Genomic DNA, 21,341 nt, shown 5'->3' on the forward strand with positions numbered 1-21,341 from the left:
TGCAGGGGCCCCTCCCTGGGGTCTGTGTAGTGGGGGTATTGCGCTCATTTGGGGGCGATTTTTGCCCCGGCAGCGCCTTTTACACCCATCGCGCCCGGCGGTCTCTGCCGCGGCCACAACAAAAACAGGAGGTACTAGACATGCCCAGAAAGATCATCTTAGACGTAGACACCGGTACAGACGACGCCGTGGCCATCGCCGCAGCCATCAACTCGCCCGATATCGATCTCATCGCCCTCACTACCGTCAACGGCAACCGCAATGTGGAATACACCACCTATAACACCCTGCAGGTGGTGGAGTATCTGGGCGCCGACGTACCGGTATACCGCGGCTGCGCACACCCCATCGCCGCCACGCTGGACCCCCGCCGCAAGCCCGGTATGCCCTACTATGTGAGCTCCCGCCCCAAAGACGGCGACGTGCACGGCGATCACCTCGACATCCCCGCCCCCACCATCAAAGAGCAGGATCTCAACGCCGTCTCCTTTATCGTCGACTGCCTCATGCATTCCGACGGCGACATTACCCTGGTGCCGGTGGGCCCGCTCACCAACATCGCCACGGCCCTGCGCATCGAGCCGCGCATCAAAGATAAGATCCAGGAGATCGTGCTCATGGGCGGCGGCTACAAGTTCGGCAACCGCTCGCCGGTGGCCGAGATGAACATCTGGGCCGACCCCGAGGCGGCCAAGATCGTCTTTTCCAGCGGTGTAAAGGTCACCGCCTGTACCCTCGACAGCACCCATCAGGGGGCCAACATCACCAATGAAGAGTGCGAGCAGATGGCCAAGCTGGGCACCAGAGCCGGTGAGATGTGCGCCAAGTTCATCGCCAAGCGCATCTGGGCCTACCACAACTGGGACCCCACCCAGCACAACGGCCAGGCCCCCATCCACGACCCGCTGGCCGTGCTGGCGGTCATCGACCCCACCATCCTCACCGAGGTACACCACACCTATGTGGATGATACAGCTATACTTGGACTAAAGTCAGAACTCCAATAACGGAGTGCGAGTTTAGTCCAAGTTTTTTTATGCGCTGAAACAGCGTAAATCCACTGAAAACAGGAGGTTGAGAACCCGTGTGTAAGATTATCGTGATGGCAAACCAGAAAGGGGGCGTGGCAAAGACCAGCAGCACCCGGAATCTGGCCTACTCCCTGGCGGAGCTGGGCAAAAAGGTATTGGCGGTGGACTTCGACCCCCAAACCAACCTGACGATCAGTTTTGGCGTGGCGCCAACCGCTTTGCAGGAAACGGCGGCCAGCCTGATGATGAAATTAGTCATGGATGAAGCTCTGCCGGAAAAGGGCAGCTACATCCTAAACATAGGCAAGGTGGATCTGCTCCCATCCAAAAAGACGCTGACCGTGGCAGAGGTGAACCTGTTGATTGAGCGAAAGGACGATTGCCTTTCCAAGCTGCTGGCGCCTCTCCGGGCGGATTATGACTACATCCTGGTGGACACCGGCCCGTCCCTCGGCTCGCTCACCATCAACGCCTTTACTGCGGCGGACGAGATCATCATTCCCATTGACCCAGAGCTGTTCGCTCTGGTAGGCTTGAAGGAGTTGACGGAAACGATCTCCAAAATCAAGCAAAATTTGAATCCAAAGGTGGAGATCATTGGCATCCTGTTCACGAAATGCAGTAAACGGACAACCCTATACCGCCAGACCAGCGAACAGGTGCGTTCCGTGTTCGGCCACCTCCCCATTTTTGAGAGTCAGATTCCAGCCACCGTTCAGGTGGGGACCGCAAACAGCAAGGGACTCAGTGTGATGGAGCTGGACGCCAAAAGCCCCGCGGCCGCAGCCTATATGAATTTGGCAAAGGAGGTGCTTGCGTATGCCTAACATCAATCCCCGTATCCGTTCTCTGGACGACCTTCTGGGGGTTGCGCGGAAGGTGGAGAACACGGCGGCAGCGGAGGACAAGCCTGCCCAGCCCGCAAATAATGGTTTCCAAATACTCTCACCGGAGGCCATCCGTGGTTTTCGTGGGCACCCCTTCCGGCTGTATGAGGGCGACCGGCTCAACGATCTGGTAGAGAGTATTTCGGAGAATGGCGTTTTGGTCCCTGCCATTGTCCGAAAGATTGAACCGGATGAGAATGGATTTGAGTACGAAATGCTGGCAGGGCATAATCGGCAAAACGCCGCCGTTATCGCACACCGGGAACTCCCCTGTATCGTAAAGGAAAATCTTTCGGATCACGACGCCTGGATCTATGTTATTGAAACCAATGTCCTGCAACGATCCTTCTCCGAAATGCTGCCCTCTGAAAAGGCGGCTGTGCTGGCCCTGCGCTACTCCAAGATGATTTGTCAGGGTCGCCGGAACGATATTATTGAGGAACTGAAAAGACTGGGAAACCCTGATGAAATCAGGGAAAACAAGACTTGTGGCATTGACTGCCACAAGTCCAAAAGCCGGGATGTTGTGGGGGCTGAGTACAACCTGAAAGGCCGTGCCGTGGCGAATTATCTCCGCATCAATGAATTGTCTGTTGCCTTGAAAATCAGGATCGACGATGGAGAATTTACGATTGCGGCAGCGGTTCAGCTCTCCTATCTGGAACAAGAGGAACAGCAGATGGTGGAGGCCGTTTTGTCGGAAAGCGAGTATAAGGTCAACGAGGGCAAAGCTGTCCTGCTGCGGGAATACACCGGCAAGCTGACCCCGGAACGGGCGGAACAAATCCTCTCCGGCGAGTTTAATCGGAAGCCCAAGAAATCCACGGCTGCGGCGTTCAAAGTCAAACCGGCGATTTACAAGAAATACTTTACTGCCAGCATCAGCCAGAAGGAGTTTGACAGCATTGTAGACGAGGCCCTTGCCCTCTACTTTGCCCGGAAAGAGACCGCAGCCGTCTAAACTGGAAAACCACCACAGGAAGGAGGAGCCTATTGAGAAACGATGAACGCCTGCGGACAATTTATGAGGTCATGGCCCCCTATATCGTCCGCAGCGAGAGGAACTGGCGGGATTACCTTGCCTTTGCGTCCCGGTTCCACAAGCAGAGCTTTGACAATGTTCTGCTGGTCTACGCGCAGGACGAGGATGTAACCATCCTTGCCACCAAAAAACAGTGGGCTGGCGTGGGCCGGAATCTAATTTCCCGGCCAAAAGGGATTGCCGTCTGCGTTTACAGCAACGCCCGTCTTACGCTTGACTATCTCTTTGATATAAGTCAAACTGTGGGCAGGGAGATTCATCCCACCAACTGGCAGCTTTCCGATGAGATGCAAAAGGCTCTGGGGGAACGGCTTACCTTCTCACATGGGTTTCAGACACAGCCGTTCCCAGACCTCTTGTACGCCCTGGCGCGTGAGGCCGTCAATGACAACTACGAGCATTATTTGCAGGGGCTTCGGCAGGAAACCAAAAACCATCTGTTTGAGGAAATACCGGCTGGCGGCTTTGAAGCGCAGTATATCCAACTTTTGAGCGACAGCGTTTCCTATTTCATCGGCAAAAAGTGTCACTTGCCAGATGAGGCGATCCGCATGGGCGATGGGATGGCGACAGTCAGCCATTTTAATACGGTTCCACTGGTTGCCCATCTGGGTATGGCAGTCACCTCCATTTCAAAAGCGGTGCTTTTGGAGATGGAACGGAACATCAGGATCATCAATCGGGAAAGGAAGGTGCAACATGAGCAAGCCGAACATCAATCTGAATTACAAAGAACAGGACGGGATGTTTCTCCCCGACCTGCAAATCTCCAACAGCAGCGAGGCAGACAGGACCCTGGGCCGGTACGGGCGGATGGCGCTGGAATATCTCAAGGACAACCAGCCGGAGCGATATACGATTTTGAAAATGGATGGCAGTCTGATGGAGGTCATGCACCGGGTACAGAACGAGGCCACGGAGAAGATCGAGGCCCTGACCCAGCAGATGCTTCAGCAGGAGCCGATGCCGCAGACCGAGGATATTCTGGAGCGAACACGCCACCTGAACAATCTGAAACTGATGGCGGAGGAAACGGTACTCCAGACTATCGTGCTGATCCCCCGCTGACCGAAGAACAACCGCATACCGAGGCGCCGCAAGGCGCGGAGCATGAAGGAGAGCCGCCCGCACAGGACGGCTCTCTTTCTGCTTCCCCGAAGGTTGAACATCACTTTTCTGATGAAGAAGTCCGCCGCCACTATGAGCATATCCTGACCAGCACCGACCTCTATCCCCCTGAACTCCATCAAGCGGTGCGGGAGGTGTTGGCGGATGGCGTTACAGACTACAACTGGACGGAAAAAGGCCGGGAGGTCTGCGGCCTGTTCTCGGCCTATGGGGACCGGGAGTTTCAGGGCGAGGTGCTGTACCGCACAAAGCTCCGTGGAGAGGACGGCATTTCCTTTTATTTTGATGATGGCTACACCTACTTCCCCTGGCCCAGCCTTGCCAATCTGCTGGACGCCCTGATCGAAGCGGGCGCTTACCCAGATATAACTGCGGAGGAAGAACCTGACCCTATTGGGGACTACAATATCCCGGCTGAAGTAGAAGAAATGGGCGGCGCCCCACAAAGGGAGATCAGGCAGGCCGATTATGACTATGTTCTGGGCGCCGTCGCCTATGAAGCTGGAGAATCCGATCAAGAGCCAGTTCCGCCACAAGCACCGCCTACCGGGACAAGTGAAACTTCCCATGAAGATCATCCCCCAACCCAGCAGCTTCCTTCCGGTGAGGCACCCGATGCTGCGGCCACAGACAATACACAGCCCCCTGTTCAAATGCCACAGCCGGTTCCAACACCGCCCCAAGGCAGCACGACCGCCCACAAGAACTTCCGGCGTTTTCAAAAGCTGTTCCCGGAGATCGTATCCGGCCAGTATGAATCTCTGCGCCTGGAGGCTGGGGACGCCTATGATCCCCTGGTAATCCACCACAAATACGGCGATCACTACTGCATGGAACATTACTATATGCAGAATGGCGACCGAATGTATGACCCCTATATGGACTTCCTGATTGACACGGAGGCCGGGACCCTGCGGGCGTTCAGCTATGAAAACAGCGGCATCGGCGTGTATCAGGAGGCTGACCCCGCAGACCCAGCGCAGGAAAAGAAGATCGCCGGGTTCGGCCAGTTCTTCGCTACCTGGCTGAACAACATCGCCAGTCAGGACTATGAGCCGGTACGCGCTACTATGCTGGTCAATGATGAGGAAGTGGATGTGGAGCTGCGGCCAGCCCCCGAAGCAGCTCCGGCCGCAGAAGCCGAAGAACCGGAGCAGCTTTCCCTCCTGGCCTCGCCTCCTGAAAGAAGCTCGGAAGATCTGCTGATTGAGCGCGTCTTGCAGAAAGGTCCGCTCACCGAAGGTAAAAAAGAGCAGATTTATCACTTTGCCCTGACTCACCCCACAGGTTCGGCCTTTGTTACTTTCCTAAAACAGTTATATGGATATGAGGGCTTTTCCAGTGAGGAACTGGGTGTGAAATACTCTCTATTCAATGGTGACGGTATCACAATCGAATGGGAAGATACACAAGGCGGACCACATGAAACCAAGCTGTCCTGGCCGCAGGCTGCCGGTATTGTTCAACGCCTGGTGGATGAGGGGCGCTATCTGGAGGCCCCTGCCGTCAGCGAGCCGGAGCAGAAGGATGAGACGCAGCCGTTCAGCGCCGAATACCGTCTGTTAGACCGTCTGTGTGCTGACTGCGAGTATTTTCTGGGTGAAGGGCAGCGGGCGGAAAAGCACCTGTGGGCGGGCAGTGTGGAGGCGCAGATCGCCAAAATGCGGGAGCTGTACGCTCAACTGCCGGAAAAACCGGATTGGCTCTCCCCAGAAACCATCGACGCTTACGCCCGCCGCATGGCAGCCCCGGAGCAGCCAGAGGAAACCCGGATACTGGATGAGGCGCTGGGCGCCCACAGCGGTCAGATTGATATGCTCATGCAGGCCGTCCGTGGGGAACTGACAGTGGGCACCCTGCGGTACAGCATTTTCGAGGAACGGCCCCATATCAGCATGATCGAGGTGCTGGAGGATTACCGCCGTCAGGGGATCGCCACTCAAATGCTCCGTTATCTGCAAGGACAGTATCCCGATGAAGAAATCGAGTGGGGCTATCTGACGGAGGACGGTTCCGCCCTCTACCGGGCGGTGGTGGACGAACAACCCAACCCGGAATATCAAAAGGTCAAGACTGATCTGGAGGACATTACCCGCTTGTACGATGGCTATGTGCAGCGGATGGAGGGCGGCGGCATCCTCTCCCCAGCGGAAGCCGCTGATATGGATGATTTAGAGGACATTCAATACCGGCTGGAAAAGGAACTGGACGAGCTTCGGCCTGTGCGGGCCTTTGTCCGCATGGAGGGTGTGCCGCCCACACAACCGGAGGAAAAGGCGGACCCTGAACCGCCAGCCAATCCCCGGCCGGAACCGTTCATCCCCCGCAACTTCCGCTTTTCCACGGACTATGACCTCTATCCCGGAGGCGCCAAGACCAAATATAAAAACAACATCCTGGCGATCAAGACCTTGAAGCAGATTGAGGCGGAGCAGAGGACGGCCACCTCGGAGGAACAGATCACCCTTGCCCGATATGTGGGCTGGGGCGGTCTTGCCAACGCTTTTTCCGATAAAGCGGCCGGGTGGGAAAATGAATATCAGGAGTTAAAGGCCCTGTTGACCGAGGAAGAATATAAGGCAGCCATGCGCTCCACCATCACCGCCTACTACACCGAGCCGGAGCTGATCCGCTATATGTACCGCGCTTTGGAACGGTTCGGGTTTGAGGGCGGCCCAGACCGCAGGATTCTTGACCCCGGCATGGGAACCGGCAATTTCTATTCTGTGCTGCCGGAGCAGTATCAGGGAACCAAACTGTACGGCGTGGAACTGGACTCCATCACCGGGCGTATTGCAAAGCAGCTCTATCCAGAGGCGGATATTTCCGTTATGGGCTATGAGGCGGTCAAGTTTGAGGACAACAGCTTTGATGTGATCCTGGGCAACATCCCCTTCAACAGTGTCAAAATCTACGACCGCCGCTACAATGAGCTGAATCCCTATATCCACGACTACTTTTTCATCAAATCCCTAGACCTTGCCAAGCCGGGCGGCATCATCGCCTTTATCACCAGCAAGGGCATCCTGGACCGGAAGGACGAGAGTCTGCGGGAATATATCGCACGGCGGACAGAGTTCATCGGCGCCATCCGCCTGCCCAATACGGCGTTCAAAATGCTGGCGGGAACCGAAGTGACCGCGGATATTGTCTTTTTGAAAAAGAGGGCGGCCCCCATGCAGCTTGACCGGGCAAACACCCCATCGTGGATACAGACAGACATGGAACGGGGAAAATGGATTCCCTACAACCGCTACTTCATGGATCACCCGGAAATGCTCATGGGCAAGATGGAGAGCAGCCGGAATATGTACGGCAGCGAGGATGGCACGGCCTGTATTGCGCCGGAGGGTTTCGACCTGTATGAACATCTCTCCGGCGCGGTGGAAAGCCTGTACGCCCGTTTCAGCGCGGAACCGGATGTGGAGCCACTGGAGAAAGCGGAGGAAGAACAGCCGACCGATTATGAGGACGCTCCCGAAGGGACCCGGAATTTTACCTTTTTGGTGAAGGACGGCGAAATCTACTACTGCGAGAAGAACAAGCTGATCCCCCAGCCCTACACCGGCATGAAGGCGGCCCGTATCAAGGGCCTATGCGAAATCCGTACCGCGCTGCTGGAGGTCATCAGCATCCAGTCCCATGAGTATGACCCTCTGGACCTCCGCAAAGCGCAGGATAAACTCAATCAGGTCTATGACCGCTTTACCGCCCAATATGGAGCCATCAACAGCAAGGGCAATATCCTCGCCTTTTCCGATGACGATCAATTCCCCCTGCTGCGCTCCATTGAGGACGAGCGCAAGGACAAAAGCGGCTGGGACAAGTCGGCCATCTTCCATAAGGCGACCATCCGGCCATTCCGTGAGGTCAATCACGCCGACACCGCCGAGGACGCCCTGCATATCTGCCTGAACCGCAAGCTGCGGGTAGACCTCTCCTATATGTCCTTCCTGACCGGGAAAGAACAGGGCGAGTTGGTGGCAGAGCTGGGCGACCGCATTTATCTCAATCCGCAGAAATACTATGGGAACCCGGATGAGGGCTGGGAGCTGGCAGAGGAATATCTGAGCGGCCATGTGCGGGACAAGCTACTTTACGCAAGGCAGAAGGCGGCGGAAGAACCGGAACTGTTCGCCCGGAATGTGGAGGCGCTGGAGGCGGTTCAGCCGGAGCCTCTGACCCCTGCCGATATTGAGGTGAATCTGGGCGCCATCTGGGTGCCGGTTGAGTATTACCGCCAATTCATGTATGAAACCTTCCAGACCAGCGGCTATGCCAAAGTGATTGACGGCGGGGATAACCGGCACCGAATTGATATTGAGTATTTTCCCTATACCACCACTTGGCGAATCAGCAATAAAAACTCCGAATCCGATTCCGTGACGGTCAATCAGACGCTCGGCACAAGCCGTAAAAATGCTTATGAGATACTGGAGGACTGCCTGAATATGCAGTCCACGACCGTCCGTGACCGGCAGGAATATACCAATGACAGGGGCGATAAGGCAGTCCGTTATGTTATCAACCCAAAGGAAACCATGATCGCCCGCGCCAAACAGCAGCAGATTCAGGAAGCCTTCGCCTCCTGGATATGGAGGGAACCGGAGCGGCGGGACGCTCTGCTCAAACTGTATAACGATACCTTCAACACCGTCCGGCCCCGTGAATACGATGGGAGCCATCTGGTGATCCCCGGCATGAACTCCGAGATGAAGCTGCGGAAGCACCAGCTTGACTTTGTTGCCCGTGTCATTTACACCGGCACAGGGCTTGCGGCCCATGAGGTGGGCGCCGGGAAAACCGCCGCGCTGATTGCCGCAGGGATGTACCTGAAGAACCTGGGGGCAATCCACAAGGCGGTGTTTGTGGTCCCCAATCCTCTTGTGGGGCAGTGGGCGATGGAATTTTACCGCTTTTTCCCCAATGCCAATCTGCTGGTGTCCACGGTGGAGGACTTCACCCCCAAGAACCGGAACCGCTATGTTTCCAAAATCGCCACCGGAGAATATGACGCGGTGATTCTGGCGCACAGTCAGTTTGAAAAAATCCCTATTTCAAGAGAGCGGCAGATCATGCAGTTGGAACAGCAAATCAATGAGATTGAGGCCGCAATCAGCGAAATGAAGTATGAAAAGGGTGAAAACTGGAGCATCAAGCAGATGGCGATTTTCCGTGAGAATCTGGAAACCAAATTGGAAAAGCTGTCTGCCGAGGAAAAGAAGGACGACCTTTTAACCTTTGAACAGCTCGGCGTGGATATGATGTTTGTGGATGAGGCGCATTTTTATAAAAACTGCTTTGTGTTCACAAAGCTGCGGAATGTGGCGGGTATCACCACCTCCTCCAGCCAGCGGGCTTTTGATATGCTTCTGAAATGCCAGTATTTGCAGGAGGTCAACAACGGGCGCGGCGTGGTGTTTGCAACGGGGACGATGATAAGCAATTCCATCTCCGAACTGTTTGTCATGCAGCGGTATTTACAGCCGCAGGAGTTGGAGCGGTTCGGCTGGTCCTATTTCGATACCTGGATCGCCCACTTCGCCAAGCGGACTTCCGTGCTTGAGCTGCGACCGGAGGGTGGCGGCTACCGGATGCGGGACCGCTTTGTGCGGTTCTACAACCTGCCGGAACTGATGTCGGTTCTCAGAGAGGTTGCGGACATCAAAACGGCGGATATGCTTGATATTCCCGGTCTGCCAGCCATTCAGGGCGGAAAGGCGCAGATCATTCCCACAGAGGCCACACCCGCGCAAAGGGCGATCATGGCGGAGTTTATCCTGCGGGCGGACGCAATCCGCGCTGGCCGTGTAAGGCCGGAAGAAGATAATATGCTGAAGCTGACCAGCGAGGCCCGCATGATGGCGATTGACCCCCGCATGATCGTCCCCACGGCGGACGGTACAGGAAGCAAGCTGAACATCTGCATTGACGAGGTGTATCAGGTTTGGGCGGACACCGCCGAGGCATCCTCCACCCAGCTCATTTTCTGTGATGTGGGTACGCCCAAGGCGGGGCGTTTCAATGTATATGATGAATTTAAGCGGGTGCTGATCGAAAAGGGCGTACCGGAATCCCAGATCGCCTTTATCCACGACGCCGCGACCGAGGTCCAGAGGCAGGCGTTGTTTGAGCGCACCTGTAAGGGTGAAGTCCGCATCTTGCTGGGCAGCACCAATAAGCTGGGAACCGGCGTGAATGTGCAGGACAAGGTAATTGCGATCAATCATCTGGATTGTCCCTGGCGGCCCTCCGATATTACCCAGCGGGATGGACGCGGGGTCCGGCAGGGCAACGAGAACCCGGAGGTCATGATAAAGCAGTTTGTGACAAAGGGCACCTTTGACGCCTACCTCTGGCAGATTCAGGAACAAAAATTGCGGTATATCAAGCAAATTCTCACCGGCAGGAGCATCGCCCGGTCCTGTGAGGATGTGGATGAAACGGTGCTTTCCGCCGCGCAGTTTAAGGCGGCCGCCACGGATAATCCCATGCTGGCACAAAAGATGGAACTGGAAAACCGGGTGACAGAGCTGAAAATCCTGCGGGGTGCGTGGAGCAACGAGCAGCTTTCTTTGGAACGGAAGGTGAACACGACCTATCCCAATCATATTAAACAGTATCAGCGCCAAATTGAGCAGATCGGTCAGGACATAGCTCTGCTGGAGCAATCCAAGGGCGGGGACTTCTCTATCATGCTGGATGGGAAGCAGTACACAGAGCGCCCAGCGGCGGGCGATGCGTTTGCCCTGCTTTACCGCACGATCAGTGAAAACCGCGCAAAGGATGACTTTGAGTTTGAAATTGGTTCTTACCGTGGATTCAAGCTCTGCCTCAACCTTCACCCGCTTTCTCAGGGGATCGTCCTGCGAGGGGCTTCCCGGTACAGTACAGATATTAGTTATTCCAGTCAGGGAACGATCACCCGCATAGAGAACCTTGCAGAGCGTATCCCCTCTTATCTGACAGAGGCACAGCAGGATTTGGAAGAAGTGCAAAAGCAGTTGGAGGCTGCCCGTCAGCAGATGGGCCAGCCTTTTATTTATGAGGAAGAACTGTCCGAAAAGGCTGCTACCCTGACGGAGATCAACACAAAGCTGGAGTTCGAGTCTTTGCAGGGACAGGAAAGCGAGGTGGTTTTAGATGAGGACAATCCGCAGACAGACGGCGGGAAAGCTGCGGCCGGTATCTCCGTTCATGCGGCTACCGGCATCGAACAGTAAAATGGCGGGAGGGCGTTTGAATGAGTGAAAAACATTCCACTGTCTGCTACATCTTCCGGGAGGGCGCCTTCTCCCCTGTGCGAGAGGCCAAGCCGTTCCACAACGATTTCGGCCTGGACCTGTTTCAGTACAAGGGCGCCGTCTATGAGGGCAGGACGGGCCTGCAATTCTGTCCCTTGAAGCAGGCAACGGATATAGCTTCTGTTATTGGAAAACATGGCGGACTGGAAAAGGTGCAAAAGCTGATTGCAGACAGTTTGGAGCGTACCGGCCTGTCTCCCCGCTACACCCGGCCAGATGAAAAGAAAAAGGACATCTTCTCGCCAAAGGAAAAGGATGAAAACCGGGTGTTTGCCAAAGACCTGATGGGCAGCAAGCATTACTATTACCGCTTCTACAATGAGAATGGTATTGAACTCTACACGATGGAAAAGAAACGGGAGTTCTTCCAGACTGTTTATGTTCCCTGCGATGGCTTCATGGTGGGTATCGACCAGCGGCACCGATTGGAAGAAATTCTGAAATGGCTGTCCACGCTGGAGCATGGCATCCGGGGTGAGATTGAACGGGTTTTCAATGAGAGTATGGGCGATCCGAAACGGTGGGCAGACCTGGGCTTTGCCAATCTGCTGGGACGGTACTATGAGGCAAAACGGCACAATATTCCATTAGAAGCAGAGCGCAGGCAGCGGGAAGAACGATGGGCGACAGAGCGTGAAGCAGAGAGGCGCCAGCGTGAACAGGAACAGCAGGCCCGCTATGATGCCGCTATCCGGGAGGCGGAGAAGGATATTCTGGCGGGAAAGGAGGTGGTGAACCGGGAGGTCAACGGCAAGGCCCTGATTATGCAGCTTTTCCGGGAGCATGAGATTCCAGTCCCCCTGAAAACACAGGGCTGGATCATCAATGCGCTGCACAGCATCCGCTATTCCCCGGAAAGCGGACAGTGGGACTACCGTTATTATAGAAAAAGCCGTGACAGTACGAAAATGTTTGAACTGCTCCCGAAGCTGTCAGCGGCAATTCAGACCAAGCAGCAGTTTGAAGAACAGGGTGAGGCCAGCCCAGAGGCCCCCGCCGCTGCGGACGAGGACGAGCAGGATATGGAACTGTAAACCTATTTTTGGAAAGGAGTTCGCATGAAAAAAGTAATTGTAGGTATTTCCGCCGCTGCCGCCGTGGTTGGCGGCTTTTTCTATTTTGCCTGGTACCGGCATTACCGAGACGCGATCCGGTGAGGCGGTTCCTGCGACCAAGGAGGTGAGGCATCATGCCGCTTGCGGCAACAAGGGCACCCTACACCCTATTTATCGTGGATGACGATATGCCCCCGAATCCCCGTGAGGACTACGACTGCCTGGGGAAAATGGTCTGCTGGCATGGGCGCTACTCTCTGGGTGAAAAGCACGATTTTGAGGAACCCCGTGATTTCTTGAAGGATTTGCTGTTTTCTGAATATTCCAGCAGCCATGACCGGGACAATCCGGTTTTTGCGTTTCTCAAATCTGGTAAGGCCAAGGATGCCAAGTTGGAGTATAACCGCTCCACAAGGGAGTGGGAGCTGCTGGAGAACCAGCACTGGACTGCCGAGAGTGACTGGTATGTATCGTCCAGCTATGTCGCCTCGCTGAAAGATGATGTGCCGGATTGGTTTCTGGATGACTGCCTCTCCGCTCTCTCCACCGGCGAACTGTTTTCGTTGGTGGAGCAGATGGAGGGCATGGTGATCCTGCCCCTCTATCTCTACGACCATTCGGGCATCACCATGAACACCACCGGCTTTTCCTGCCCGTGGGATTCCGGTCAGGTAGGATGGATTTATGCAGACAAGCGAAGGATTGAAGCGGAGTACGGCAAGGTAACGCCTGAAACTATGGAGAAGGCCCGCCAAGTGCTGGAAGGTGAAGTGAAGTCCTACGACTATTTCCTGACCGGCCAGTGCTACGGGTTCCAGCTATTCCGGGAAGATGTGGAGGTGGATAGCTGCTGGGGCTTCCTGGGCGAGATACGGGATGTGCAGGACGATGTAAAAAGCTATCTGCCGGAGGACTGCGATCCGGCTATCGTGGAACTGCTCCAGTTCCGCTATGAGGAGCTGGACATTGACGAGTATCTGGAAGAATTACGGGAAGAAACGGAGGGATTGGATTGTGAAGCCGGATGATTCCTTGACCGTGTATGTGCTGTATGGCTGCACCTTGAGTAAGGAGCGAAGCTCCATGCGAATCGTGGCCGCCACTACGGATGAAGAAATGCTGCATACCATCATCGGCGCCCAAATCCTCGGCGGTACAATGGACTACCGGGGCTTCAGCAACATGAAGGGCTTTGAACAGTTCCGGGCCGCCTGCCGTGCCGGTGATATTCGGTACAGCGATCTGGACTATGGCTTTGTGGAGCAGACGAAGAATCTGATGCTCACAGACTGTGCAAAGGAGCCGCGGCTTGAGAAAGCCTACCGGCTGCTGAACCTGTCTGAGCGTGAGTTCAATGCCATCCGCAGCGGTTCTCTGGAGAACCTGGGCGCTGACCGCACCCGTTTGATTCTGGATAAGGCGCTGTCTTGGGCAGCCCGGAACTATGCCGGATGGGATTTGTACCAGTATTTGAGAGAAGAACTCGGCATGAGCAACGAGGAGATTTCCCACGCTGGGTTTGAACTGGATGAGTTCTACGAGGACGAAACGGACTATGAGGCGGAGGATGATTATGAGGAAGATTGTGATGAAGAACTATAATACACAGTCAGGAAGGCGGTGATTTTATGCGAAGAAGCGCCGCCGCGTATCATAAATTCACCGAGGACGAGATACAGCAGGCAAACAGTGTGGACATTCTCTCTCTTGCCCGTGGATATGGCTATGAGCCGGAAAAGGCAGGCCGCAAGGCCGTCCACATGAAGCACAGCGGCGGTCTGTATATCTTCCCGGAGAACAACCGCTTTTTCCAGTGGACGGGGCCGGATGACGGTATCAAGGGCGGAGCCATTGATTTTGTCATGCGGGAGGAAAACCTGTCCTTCCCGGAGGCGGTGGGCAAGCTGATCGGCAAGGAATATGCGGCGGAAGCCCGACAGGTAACGCCCTATGAGAAGAAGGAGCGCGGGCCGCTGGTGCTGCCTGAAAAGGCGGACAATATGAAGCGGGCCTATTGGTATCTGATGTCCATCCGAGGGATCAGTCCACAAATCGTCAGCCATTTTATGAATCGGAAGATGATCTATCAGGAGAAAAAGTACGGCAACTGCGTGTTTGTGGGTTATGACGCCGAGGGAACGCCCCGGTACTGCTCCATGCGGGCGGCCAGAGAAAACAGCTCATTCAAGATGGACGCGACCGGCTCTGATAAAAGTTACCCCTTTTTCCATGAGGGAACAAGCGACCTGCTGATCGTCACCGAAGCCCCTATCGACCTGATGAGCCATGCGTCCATCGCCGCTGACTTTTATGGGCGGGACTGGACGGAGGATCACCGTATCTCCACCGGCTGCCTGTGGAACGGGGCTATTGACCGCTATCTGGAGGGTCATCCCCAGATCAGGCGGCTGGTATTTGCGGTGGACAACGACTATCTGGCCCGTGACAAGGACGGGCAGTTTCGGAATTGGGGGCAGCTTACGGCGGCCAAGTGGGTGCGGGAATATACCGGGAGGGGATTTCAGTGCGCCGTCCATCTTCCCCATCTGAATGATTTTAACACCGATCTAGTGGAGCGGCGGAAAGGCCGCTCCGTGGAGGATTTAGACCGCCTGCGTATGGCGGAGCTGGAGGCGGAGTTTAACAGGGACGCCGCTGAAGAACCTGAAAGCGAAGATGAACAGGAAATGGAGGCTTGATTATGGCAAAGATACAGACCTTTGAACTGGACCGATGGAGTGAACCGGATGAGAACCACCGGGTTAAACACATCGGTATGGCTGACGCCAAGGAAACCTTTGATAAGCTGAAAACGCATTTGGAGGCTCACGGACTTCTCCCAGATGAATACTTTTCATTTTCCGGCAAGTATGAGGGATTGACCGGCGAACTTCCTGAATTTGAGGAAGCCCTTTGCATCCCGAATTTCGGCTCCAGTGAGGGAATCTACCTGGATATTTCCCTGGCCTGTCGAGACGGCGATGGCAAACGGTATTTTCAATCATTCGCCACAGGCAAGACACTGGGCGAAACGGCGGACGATTATTTCCGAATGTTCCGCATCGCTGCCGAGTGTTCCCTAATGCTGAATGGACGAGGCTTTTCCTATGAAAGAAATAATGTGGACATCGTGCTGACCGAGAAAGAGGCCGCAGCCGTTGCAAATTCGGTGGAATTGGATCTGTGCGGCTATTTTGAGCCGGAAACCGAGGCGCTGTTGTCCTCCGCTCTGGAGAAGTTCGCTGGCGCCCCCTGCACAGCCATCCAGACCATCACCTGCCACGGACGCGATGATTACTCTGTCTGGAATGTGGAGATACCGTCCGATATGTTCCGCTCCATTGTCCGTGAAGCGGCGGAAAAGATAGGGACGCTGGAAGAACTGATGAGCGGTATGGACCCTACATCTGGCTGTGAAATGCGGCTTTTGACACGAATGAAGGATGGGCGCTTTGCGTTCTTCACCATCCCGGAGCGGATGAACGCTCTGCGGGATTATGAGACGCAGGGCAGCTCCACCCGTGGGGACAAGGAGCAGATCATGGCGGAGATCTTCACGGATTGGGAACCCGCCGAGGAACCAGAGGACGAACTGGACCGCTGACTCTCTCACTTCTCTTTTCATCCGTACTGACCGCCCCGCCGGGGCGCCCCGCAGCCGGGAAACCGCAGGCCCCGCCTGCGATTTCCCGGTTAAGGCAGGAATAGCCGTCATACCTGACGGCGGGCCGACTGCTTGAAAGCCGTGCTTTCAACGGGTTTTTGAGAATTTTACAAGGTATGATTTTTTGATTTTGGTGTGATTTTTGTCACACCGCAAAATAAAAGTCATATTCTCCCCGTTCTTTTCGGTTCTTGTCACTTCTAATCATTCGTGTTGACAAGAATGGTTAGAATCGTTAGAATATGAGTAGAATAATTTCAGGGAGATGAAGATATGACTTTTCAGGAAAGTGAAACCATTGAATTAAAAGAGATTGTTGTGGAAGATATAAAGAAGGAAATCATAGCTTTTGCGAACAGCGCGGGCGGGACGCTGTATGTAGGGGTTGCTGATGATGGCAGTATTGTGGGTGTTGATAGTCCTGATACAGTGACACAGCAGATTTCCAACATGGTGCGTGACAGTATCAAGCCGGATGTCACGATGTTCGTCCGCTATGACACAAAGGTTGTGGATAGGAAACAAATCGTCGCCGTTGAGATTCAGCGCGGCACAGAGCGGCCGTACTATCTGGCAAAAAAGGGACTGCGGCCGGAGGGTGTATATGTGCGGCAAGGGACTTCGTCTGTCCCCGCAACGACCACAGCAATCCGCAGGATGATAAAAGATACGGATGGTGACAGTTTTGAAGCCATGCGATCTCTGGAGCAGAATTTGACCTTTCAGGCAGCAGCAAAGGAGTTTGAAGCGCGGAATATTGCATTTGGGGTGCCCCAGATGCAAACGCTTGGACTTCTCAGCACAGATGGTATCTATACCAATTTAGGGTTGCTCTTATCAGAGCAATGTACCCATACCGTGAAAGCGGCTGTGTTTGAGGGAACCGACCAAAATATCTTCCGGGACCGGCAGGAGTTTACTGGCTCTCTCCTTCAGCAGATGAGCGAGGTCTACGAATATATCGACCGTCGAAATCAGGTGCGCTCCACCTTTGATAAGCTGCGGAGGATTGACACACGGGATTATCCAGAAGTTGCAATTCGTGAAGCTCTGCTCAATTCTCTGGTACACCGGGACTACTCTTTCAGTGCAAGTACACTTATCAGTGTGTATGATGATCGGATTGAGTTTACTTCGATTGGAGGTCTGCCTGCGGGCGTTTCGCTGAACGACATTATGATTGGGCTGTCCGTTTGCCGGAATCCTAAATTGGCAAATGTATTCTACCGTCTGGAATTGATTGAAGCGTATGGAACCGGCATGAAAAAAATCATGGGCGCCTATGAAAACAGCGATAAAAAGCCACTCATTGAAGCAACAGACAATGCGTTCAAAATCGTGTTGCCAAATTTGAATGAGGGTGCTGGTTCTTTTCCCCTGGTAAGTGCGGACAACGAAGCGGAACGGTTGGTGCTGGAGTTCATTAAGAAGAACGGTTCTATTACCCGCAAAGAAGCAGAGGCCACCGTGGATATGAATCAAACTGCCGCTGGTCGTCTGTTAAGCAAGATGATCCAAAAGAATCTGATTGTGCAGACAGGCCAAGGAAAAAACACCAAGTACAAATTGCCGTAATCAACGAGAAGGGCGCCGGATGAACCGGCGCCTTTTCTGTATGGAAGGAGGCTTGACTTGAAAGAATCCCCGATCCGAACCGAGCGCAAAACCATCCATCTGCCCCCGGACACCATTCAGGCGCTCAATAAGCTGGCGGCCAGAAATGGGACAGACTTCTCCAAAGAGGTGCGGCGGGCGATTGACGAATACCTGGATTTGGAAAGTACCGCTGAGAACATCGACATGATAAGCGGCGTGATCCGGCAGGAACTCAGAGGCCAGATCAAGGGGCTGGGAAACCGGCTGGCCGGACTGATCAACCGCCTGACGATCATATCCGCCGCAGGCTACTATGCCAATATCGCCATTATCGCAGACCTGATCGACCGGGACCGCTATTCCTCTTTTGAGAAGATCGAGGCGGCGGCCAGAAAAGAGGCGTTGGCGTTTGCAAACCAAAAGAACGCCGACGCTCTGCGTATTTTTCTGGATGACGAGGAAATGAAAAAAGCGATTCAGGCTGTTCAGGGGGGCCGCCGTGTCAATCCTGATCTATAAGCAGCGCCACCGGCACCCTAATCAGAAAAAGACGCCCAAGTGCAACTATGCCCACATCGGCTATATTGCCACCCGTCCCGGCGCGGTAAAGAATGAGGGGATGCGCCACGGCCTGTTCGGGAAACTGGAACCTGGCGAGGTGCGGGAGTTCTCCACCTGGCAGGAGGCGGCCCGTCTGGTGCGGGAGCTGTCCTACCGCCGTGTGAATATGTATCGGGGAATTATCTCCTTTTCCCCGGAAACAGCGGCCGAGCTGGGGCTGACCGATCATAAAGCCTGGGAGGACTACATGGAGCGTCATATTTTAACGCTGGCAAAGTATAATGGAATCCGGGTTCAGAACCTACAATGGGTGGCCGCCCACCACAATGAGCGGGGTCATCCGCACATCCATGTGGTGTTCTGGGATAAGAACCAGCGCACAATGGTTCCGTTTGTGCATCCCAGCATCCCGGATAAAATACGCAGGCAGTTGATCCGTGATACCTTCGCGGAGAAAATACAGGCGTATTGTGAAGCGAAGCAGCGGGCCAGAGAGCAGCTTACCGCAGCCGCCGTTGATCTGGTTGATGAGTTTGAGCAATATATGGAGCGGCTTCATCCCAGCGAGTACAAACGCCTGCGGGAAACCTTCGGCCATATCACGGATGATGAGCTGGGAGCCGCCTCACTGGACGGTGTTTTGAGTGCGGATGGGCTGGCCCGATTTATCCCCGGTCTGTTTGCCCTGAAAGAAAAGATGCCGAAAAAAGGCCGTCTGGCCTACAAGCTGCTGCCGGAGGAAGTAAAGGCCGAACTGGACGCTTTTATCCGCAGCTTGAAAACAGACTGTAAATACATTGGTGATCTGGTAAACGAGTATGCGGACGCCAAGTGCCAGCTTTCCATGCTCTATGACGCCGACCCTGCCCATGTGGAGGAACAGCGGCAGAAAGGAATCGCGGAGGCGGACAAGCTGATTGCCAACAAGGTATTGGAGGCCATACGCACCATGCTCCGCAAGGATCGGGAAACCGGCTCTTTTGAGTATGCGGAGGCCCGAAAAGCCTACTATACAGAGCGGTTGATCTGTGAAATCCTGATGGCGTTGGAACAGAACGCCGTCAACATGGGTATGGAGTACGACGATTGCCAGAAGGCTATGGGAGGTGATCTTTCCAGGGCCGCCAAAAAAGAATGGTATTTGCGGCACAAGGACAGGGGTATGGAGCCGTAGTACTTTTTTGAGGTAATCCGCAGTCAAATAAATTGTCGAAATGTTTTGCGGTTTATAATCGCAAAACTAATTGACCACAAACAGGTTTTGCGATATACTATTTACAATGGAGGTGGTCACGATGATTTACAGGCCGTTATATGTGGATAAGATCATGGCTTATGCCGATACCCCGTTTGTAAAGATACTCACAGGGGTACGCCGCTGCGGGAAATCCACAATATTGAAGATGATTATGGAACGGTTAAAGACCGAGCGGAATATTCCGGCTGAACGCATGATAAGCTGCCGTTATGATTCTATGGAATTTGAGGATATGACGGCAAAGCAGATGTACGCACAGTTGAAGGAGCGTCTTTGCCCGGACGGAAAGACCTACCTGTTTCTGGACGAGGTACAGGAGGTCAAGGGATGGGAAAAGGTTGTAAACTCCCTGGCGTCCGACTTTGATGTTGACCTGTATATCACAGGCTCCAACTCTCGGATGATGTCCTCGGAAATCTCCACCTACCTTACTGGCCGGTATGTGTCTTTCCGCATTTTTACGCTGTCCTTCAGCGAATATCTGATGTTTAGAAGCAAGTTCACGACTGTCGGTGAACCCAAAGCTGAGCTTGCCAATTATGTCCGTCTGGGCGGATTTCCGGCGACCCATTTACAGGCATTTTCTCAGGATGAGATCTACACGGTTGTCCGGGATATATATAATTCCACAATCTTTTCAGACATTGTAAAGCGAAATCAGGTCAGGAAAATCGACCAACTGGAGCGCGTTGTCAAATATACCTTTAATAATGTCGGCAACACCTTTTCGGCAAAGTCGATTGCAGATTATCTGAAAGCAGAGCGGCGCGCCCTTGATAACGAAACAGTTTACAGCTATTTGGAAAAGCTGGAAAAGGCATATTTGCTTCACCGCTGTTCCAGATATGATTTGCAGGGGAAGGAAATCCTGAAAACGCAGGAAAAGTTCTATCTGGCCGATACCGCCCTGCGGTACAGTGTTCTCGGTTATAACGCGGACAGCGTGGCTTCCAGCCTTGAAAACATTGTGTATCTGGAACTTTGCCGCCGGGGATATACCGTCAATGTGGGAAAGACCAGCGACGGAGAGATTGATTTTGTAGCGGTGCGGCAGAACGAGAAAATTTATGTTCAGGTCACACAGGAGATCAATTCGGAAAAGACAGAAAAGCGGGAATATGAGCGGCTGCTTGAAATACACGACAATTATCCCAAATATGTTCTCACAACAGACGAATTTGCCGGGGGGAATTACGAGGGGATCAAGACCATGCACATAGCCGATTTTCTGCTCAGTTCTGAATATTAAAGATACAGCTCAATGAAATGCTCGCCTGTTTATCAGGCGGGCATTTTCTTTTCAACCTCGATATTTTTTGAAAAGTTGATACTTGCCGATAAAAGTCGCTTGAAAAAGTTTATGGTTTGCAGAAAAAGTCCCTTGAAAAAGTTGACGACTCTCTCTGCTTTTACTCCCGCTTCTATGTCCGACAAATCAAACAACCGGCCGCCCGGTTCGAGAAAGGAGTTTGGATGAACACAGTAACAACGAGTTATAAGCACAATGGGGTGCCGGTGTCTATCCCCAGAGGGTCCTATGGCGTGACCCGCCTGACGGCCCGGCTGTATGAGTACCCCAAAGGGCATCCCTGCCGGGGGTGCCCTTTTACTTTACGGACTTCCGTTCCATCCTGTATGTTCCCCAGCCGAAAGGACGGAGGGTGCCTCTGGTACGATCTGAAGCGGAAGAAGCGCCCTCCCCTGCCGCACACCTATCCCCGGAATCAGGCGGCGGCGGAACGGATTTTTGATTTCATTGAAGTTCTCAAAAAGGTGATGAAACAAAAAGGTTACTCGTAAGGAAGGAGGATTGCC

At 54.0% G+C, this 21,341-nt stretch carries 14 protein-coding genes; all 14 read left to right on the forward strand.

Annotated elements, in window-relative coordinates; genetic code table 11:
• Positions 1-140 precede the first annotated feature (140 nt).
• The 14 genes from C6Y32_RS13090 (at position 141) to C6Y32_RS13155 (ending at position 20,775) form a co-directional block, all read left to right on the forward strand.
• Positions 141-1,007 (forward strand): nucleoside hydrolase, encoded by an 867-nt coding sequence (locus tag C6Y32_RS13090; protein ID WP_105205711.1) that lies wholly within the window; start codon positions 141-143, stop codon positions 1,005-1,007.
• A 77-nt stretch (positions 1,008-1,084) separates the two neighbouring features.
• The gene (locus C6Y32_RS13095) at positions 1,085-1,858 is read left to right on the forward strand and encodes a ParA family protein (protein WP_105205712.1); all 774 of its coding nucleotides are present in this window, start codon (positions 1,085-1,087) and stop codon (positions 1,856-1,858) included.
• On the forward strand, positions 1,851-2,879 hold the full coding sequence (locus C6Y32_RS13100) for a ParB N-terminal domain-containing protein (RefSeq protein WP_105205713.1): 1,029 nt from the start codon (positions 1,851-1,853) through the stop codon (positions 2,877-2,879). Before C6Y32_RS13095 ends, C6Y32_RS13100 begins: the two co-directional genes overlap by 8 nt.
• Before the next feature lie 825 nt (positions 2,880-3,704).
• The gene (locus tag C6Y32_RS13105; RefSeq protein ID WP_243562774.1) at positions 3,705-4,028 is read left to right on the forward strand and encodes a TnpV protein; all 324 of its coding nucleotides are present in this window, start codon (positions 3,705-3,707) and stop codon (positions 4,026-4,028) included.
• The gene (locus tag C6Y32_RS13110) at positions 4,025-11,311 is read left to right on the forward strand and encodes a GNAT family N-acetyltransferase (protein WP_105205780.1); all 7,287 of its coding nucleotides are present in this window, start codon (positions 4,025-4,027) and stop codon (positions 11,309-11,311) included. The genes C6Y32_RS13105 and C6Y32_RS13110 overlap by 4 nt, the downstream gene beginning before the upstream one ends.
• A 20-nt stretch (positions 11,312-11,331) precedes the next feature.
• Positions 11,332-12,426 (forward strand): hypothetical protein, encoded by a 1,095-nt coding sequence (locus C6Y32_RS13115; RefSeq protein ID WP_105205714.1) that lies wholly within the window; start codon positions 11,332-11,334, stop codon positions 12,424-12,426.
• A 155-nt stretch (positions 12,427-12,581) separates the two neighbouring features.
• On the forward strand, positions 12,582-13,475 hold the full coding sequence (locus C6Y32_RS13120; RefSeq protein WP_105205715.1) for a hypothetical protein: 894 nt from the start codon (positions 12,582-12,584) through the stop codon (positions 13,473-13,475).
• Positions 13,462-14,049, forward strand: coding sequence for a hypothetical protein (locus C6Y32_RS13125; protein ID WP_243562763.1), 588 nt, complete (start codon positions 13,462-13,464; stop codon positions 14,047-14,049). Before C6Y32_RS13120 ends, C6Y32_RS13125 begins: the two co-directional genes overlap by 14 nt.
• Positions 14,050-14,075: 26 nt before the next feature.
• Entirely contained in the window at positions 14,076-15,146 is a 1,071-nt protein-coding gene (locus C6Y32_RS13130; protein ID WP_105205716.1) for a DUF3991 domain-containing protein, read from the forward strand.
• 2 nt (positions 15,147-15,148) lie between these two features.
• On the forward strand, positions 15,149-16,051 hold the full coding sequence (locus C6Y32_RS13135; RefSeq protein ID WP_105205717.1) for a hypothetical protein: 903 nt from the start codon (positions 15,149-15,151) through the stop codon (positions 16,049-16,051).
• A gap of 333 nt (positions 16,052-16,384) precedes the next feature.
• Positions 16,385-17,686 (forward strand): RNA-binding domain-containing protein, encoded by a 1,302-nt coding sequence (locus tag C6Y32_RS13140; protein WP_105205718.1) that lies wholly within the window; start codon positions 16,385-16,387, stop codon positions 17,684-17,686.
• 57 nt (positions 17,687-17,743) lie between these two features.
• Entirely contained in the window at positions 17,744-18,226 is a 483-nt protein-coding gene (locus C6Y32_RS13145; RefSeq protein WP_105205719.1) for a ribbon-helix-helix protein, CopG family, read from the forward strand.
• The gene (gene mobP3 / locus C6Y32_RS13150; RefSeq protein WP_105205720.1) at positions 18,207-19,442 is read left to right on the forward strand and encodes a MobP3 family relaxase; all 1,236 of its coding nucleotides are present in this window, start codon (positions 18,207-18,209) and stop codon (positions 19,440-19,442) included. The genes C6Y32_RS13145 and mobP3 overlap by 20 nt, the downstream gene beginning before the upstream one ends.
• A gap of 121 nt (positions 19,443-19,563) precedes the next feature.
• Positions 19,564-20,775: an ATP-binding protein gene (locus tag C6Y32_RS13155; RefSeq protein WP_105205721.1), complete on the forward strand. Its 1,212-nt coding sequence runs from the start codon at positions 19,564-19,566 to the stop codon at positions 20,773-20,775.
• Positions 20,776-21,341: the final 566 nt, after the last annotated feature.

Source organism: Neobittarella massiliensis (ex Bilen et al. 2018), from assembly GCF_900289145.1.
GTDB lineage: Bacteria > Bacillota > Clostridia > Oscillospirales > Ruminococcaceae > Neobittarella > Neobittarella massiliensis.

What these genes read in the sequence shown, in the direction of transcription:
- C6Y32_RS13090 (WP_105205711.1), top strand. Translation starts at nt 141, where the DNA reads ATGCCCAGAAAGATCATCTTAGACGTAGACACCGGTACAGACGACGCC.
- C6Y32_RS13100 (WP_105205713.1), top strand. Translation starts at nt 1,851, where the DNA reads ATGCCTAACATCAATCCCCGTATCCGTTCTCTGGACGACCTTCTGGGG.
- C6Y32_RS13105 (WP_243562774.1), top strand. Translation starts at nt 3,705, where the DNA reads ATGTTTCTCCCCGACCTGCAAATCTCCAACAGCAGCGAGGCAGACAGG.
- C6Y32_RS13115 (WP_105205714.1), top strand. Translation starts at nt 11,332, where the DNA reads ATGAGTGAAAAACATTCCACTGTCTGCTACATCTTCCGGGAGGGCGCC.
- C6Y32_RS13120 (WP_105205715.1), top strand. Translation starts at nt 12,582, where the DNA reads ATGCCGCTTGCGGCAACAAGGGCACCCTACACCCTATTTATCGTGGAT.
- C6Y32_RS13130 (WP_105205716.1), top strand. Translation starts at nt 14,076, where the DNA reads ATGCGAAGAAGCGCCGCCGCGTATCATAAATTCACCGAGGACGAGATA.
- C6Y32_RS13135 (WP_105205717.1), top strand. Translation starts at nt 15,149, where the DNA reads ATGGCAAAGATACAGACCTTTGAACTGGACCGATGGAGTGAACCGGAT.
- C6Y32_RS13140 (WP_105205718.1), top strand. Translation starts at nt 16,385, where the DNA reads ATGACTTTTCAGGAAAGTGAAACCATTGAATTAAAAGAGATTGTTGTG.
- C6Y32_RS13155 (WP_105205721.1), top strand. Translation starts at nt 19,564, where the DNA reads ATGATTTACAGGCCGTTATATGTGGATAAGATCATGGCTTATGCCGAT.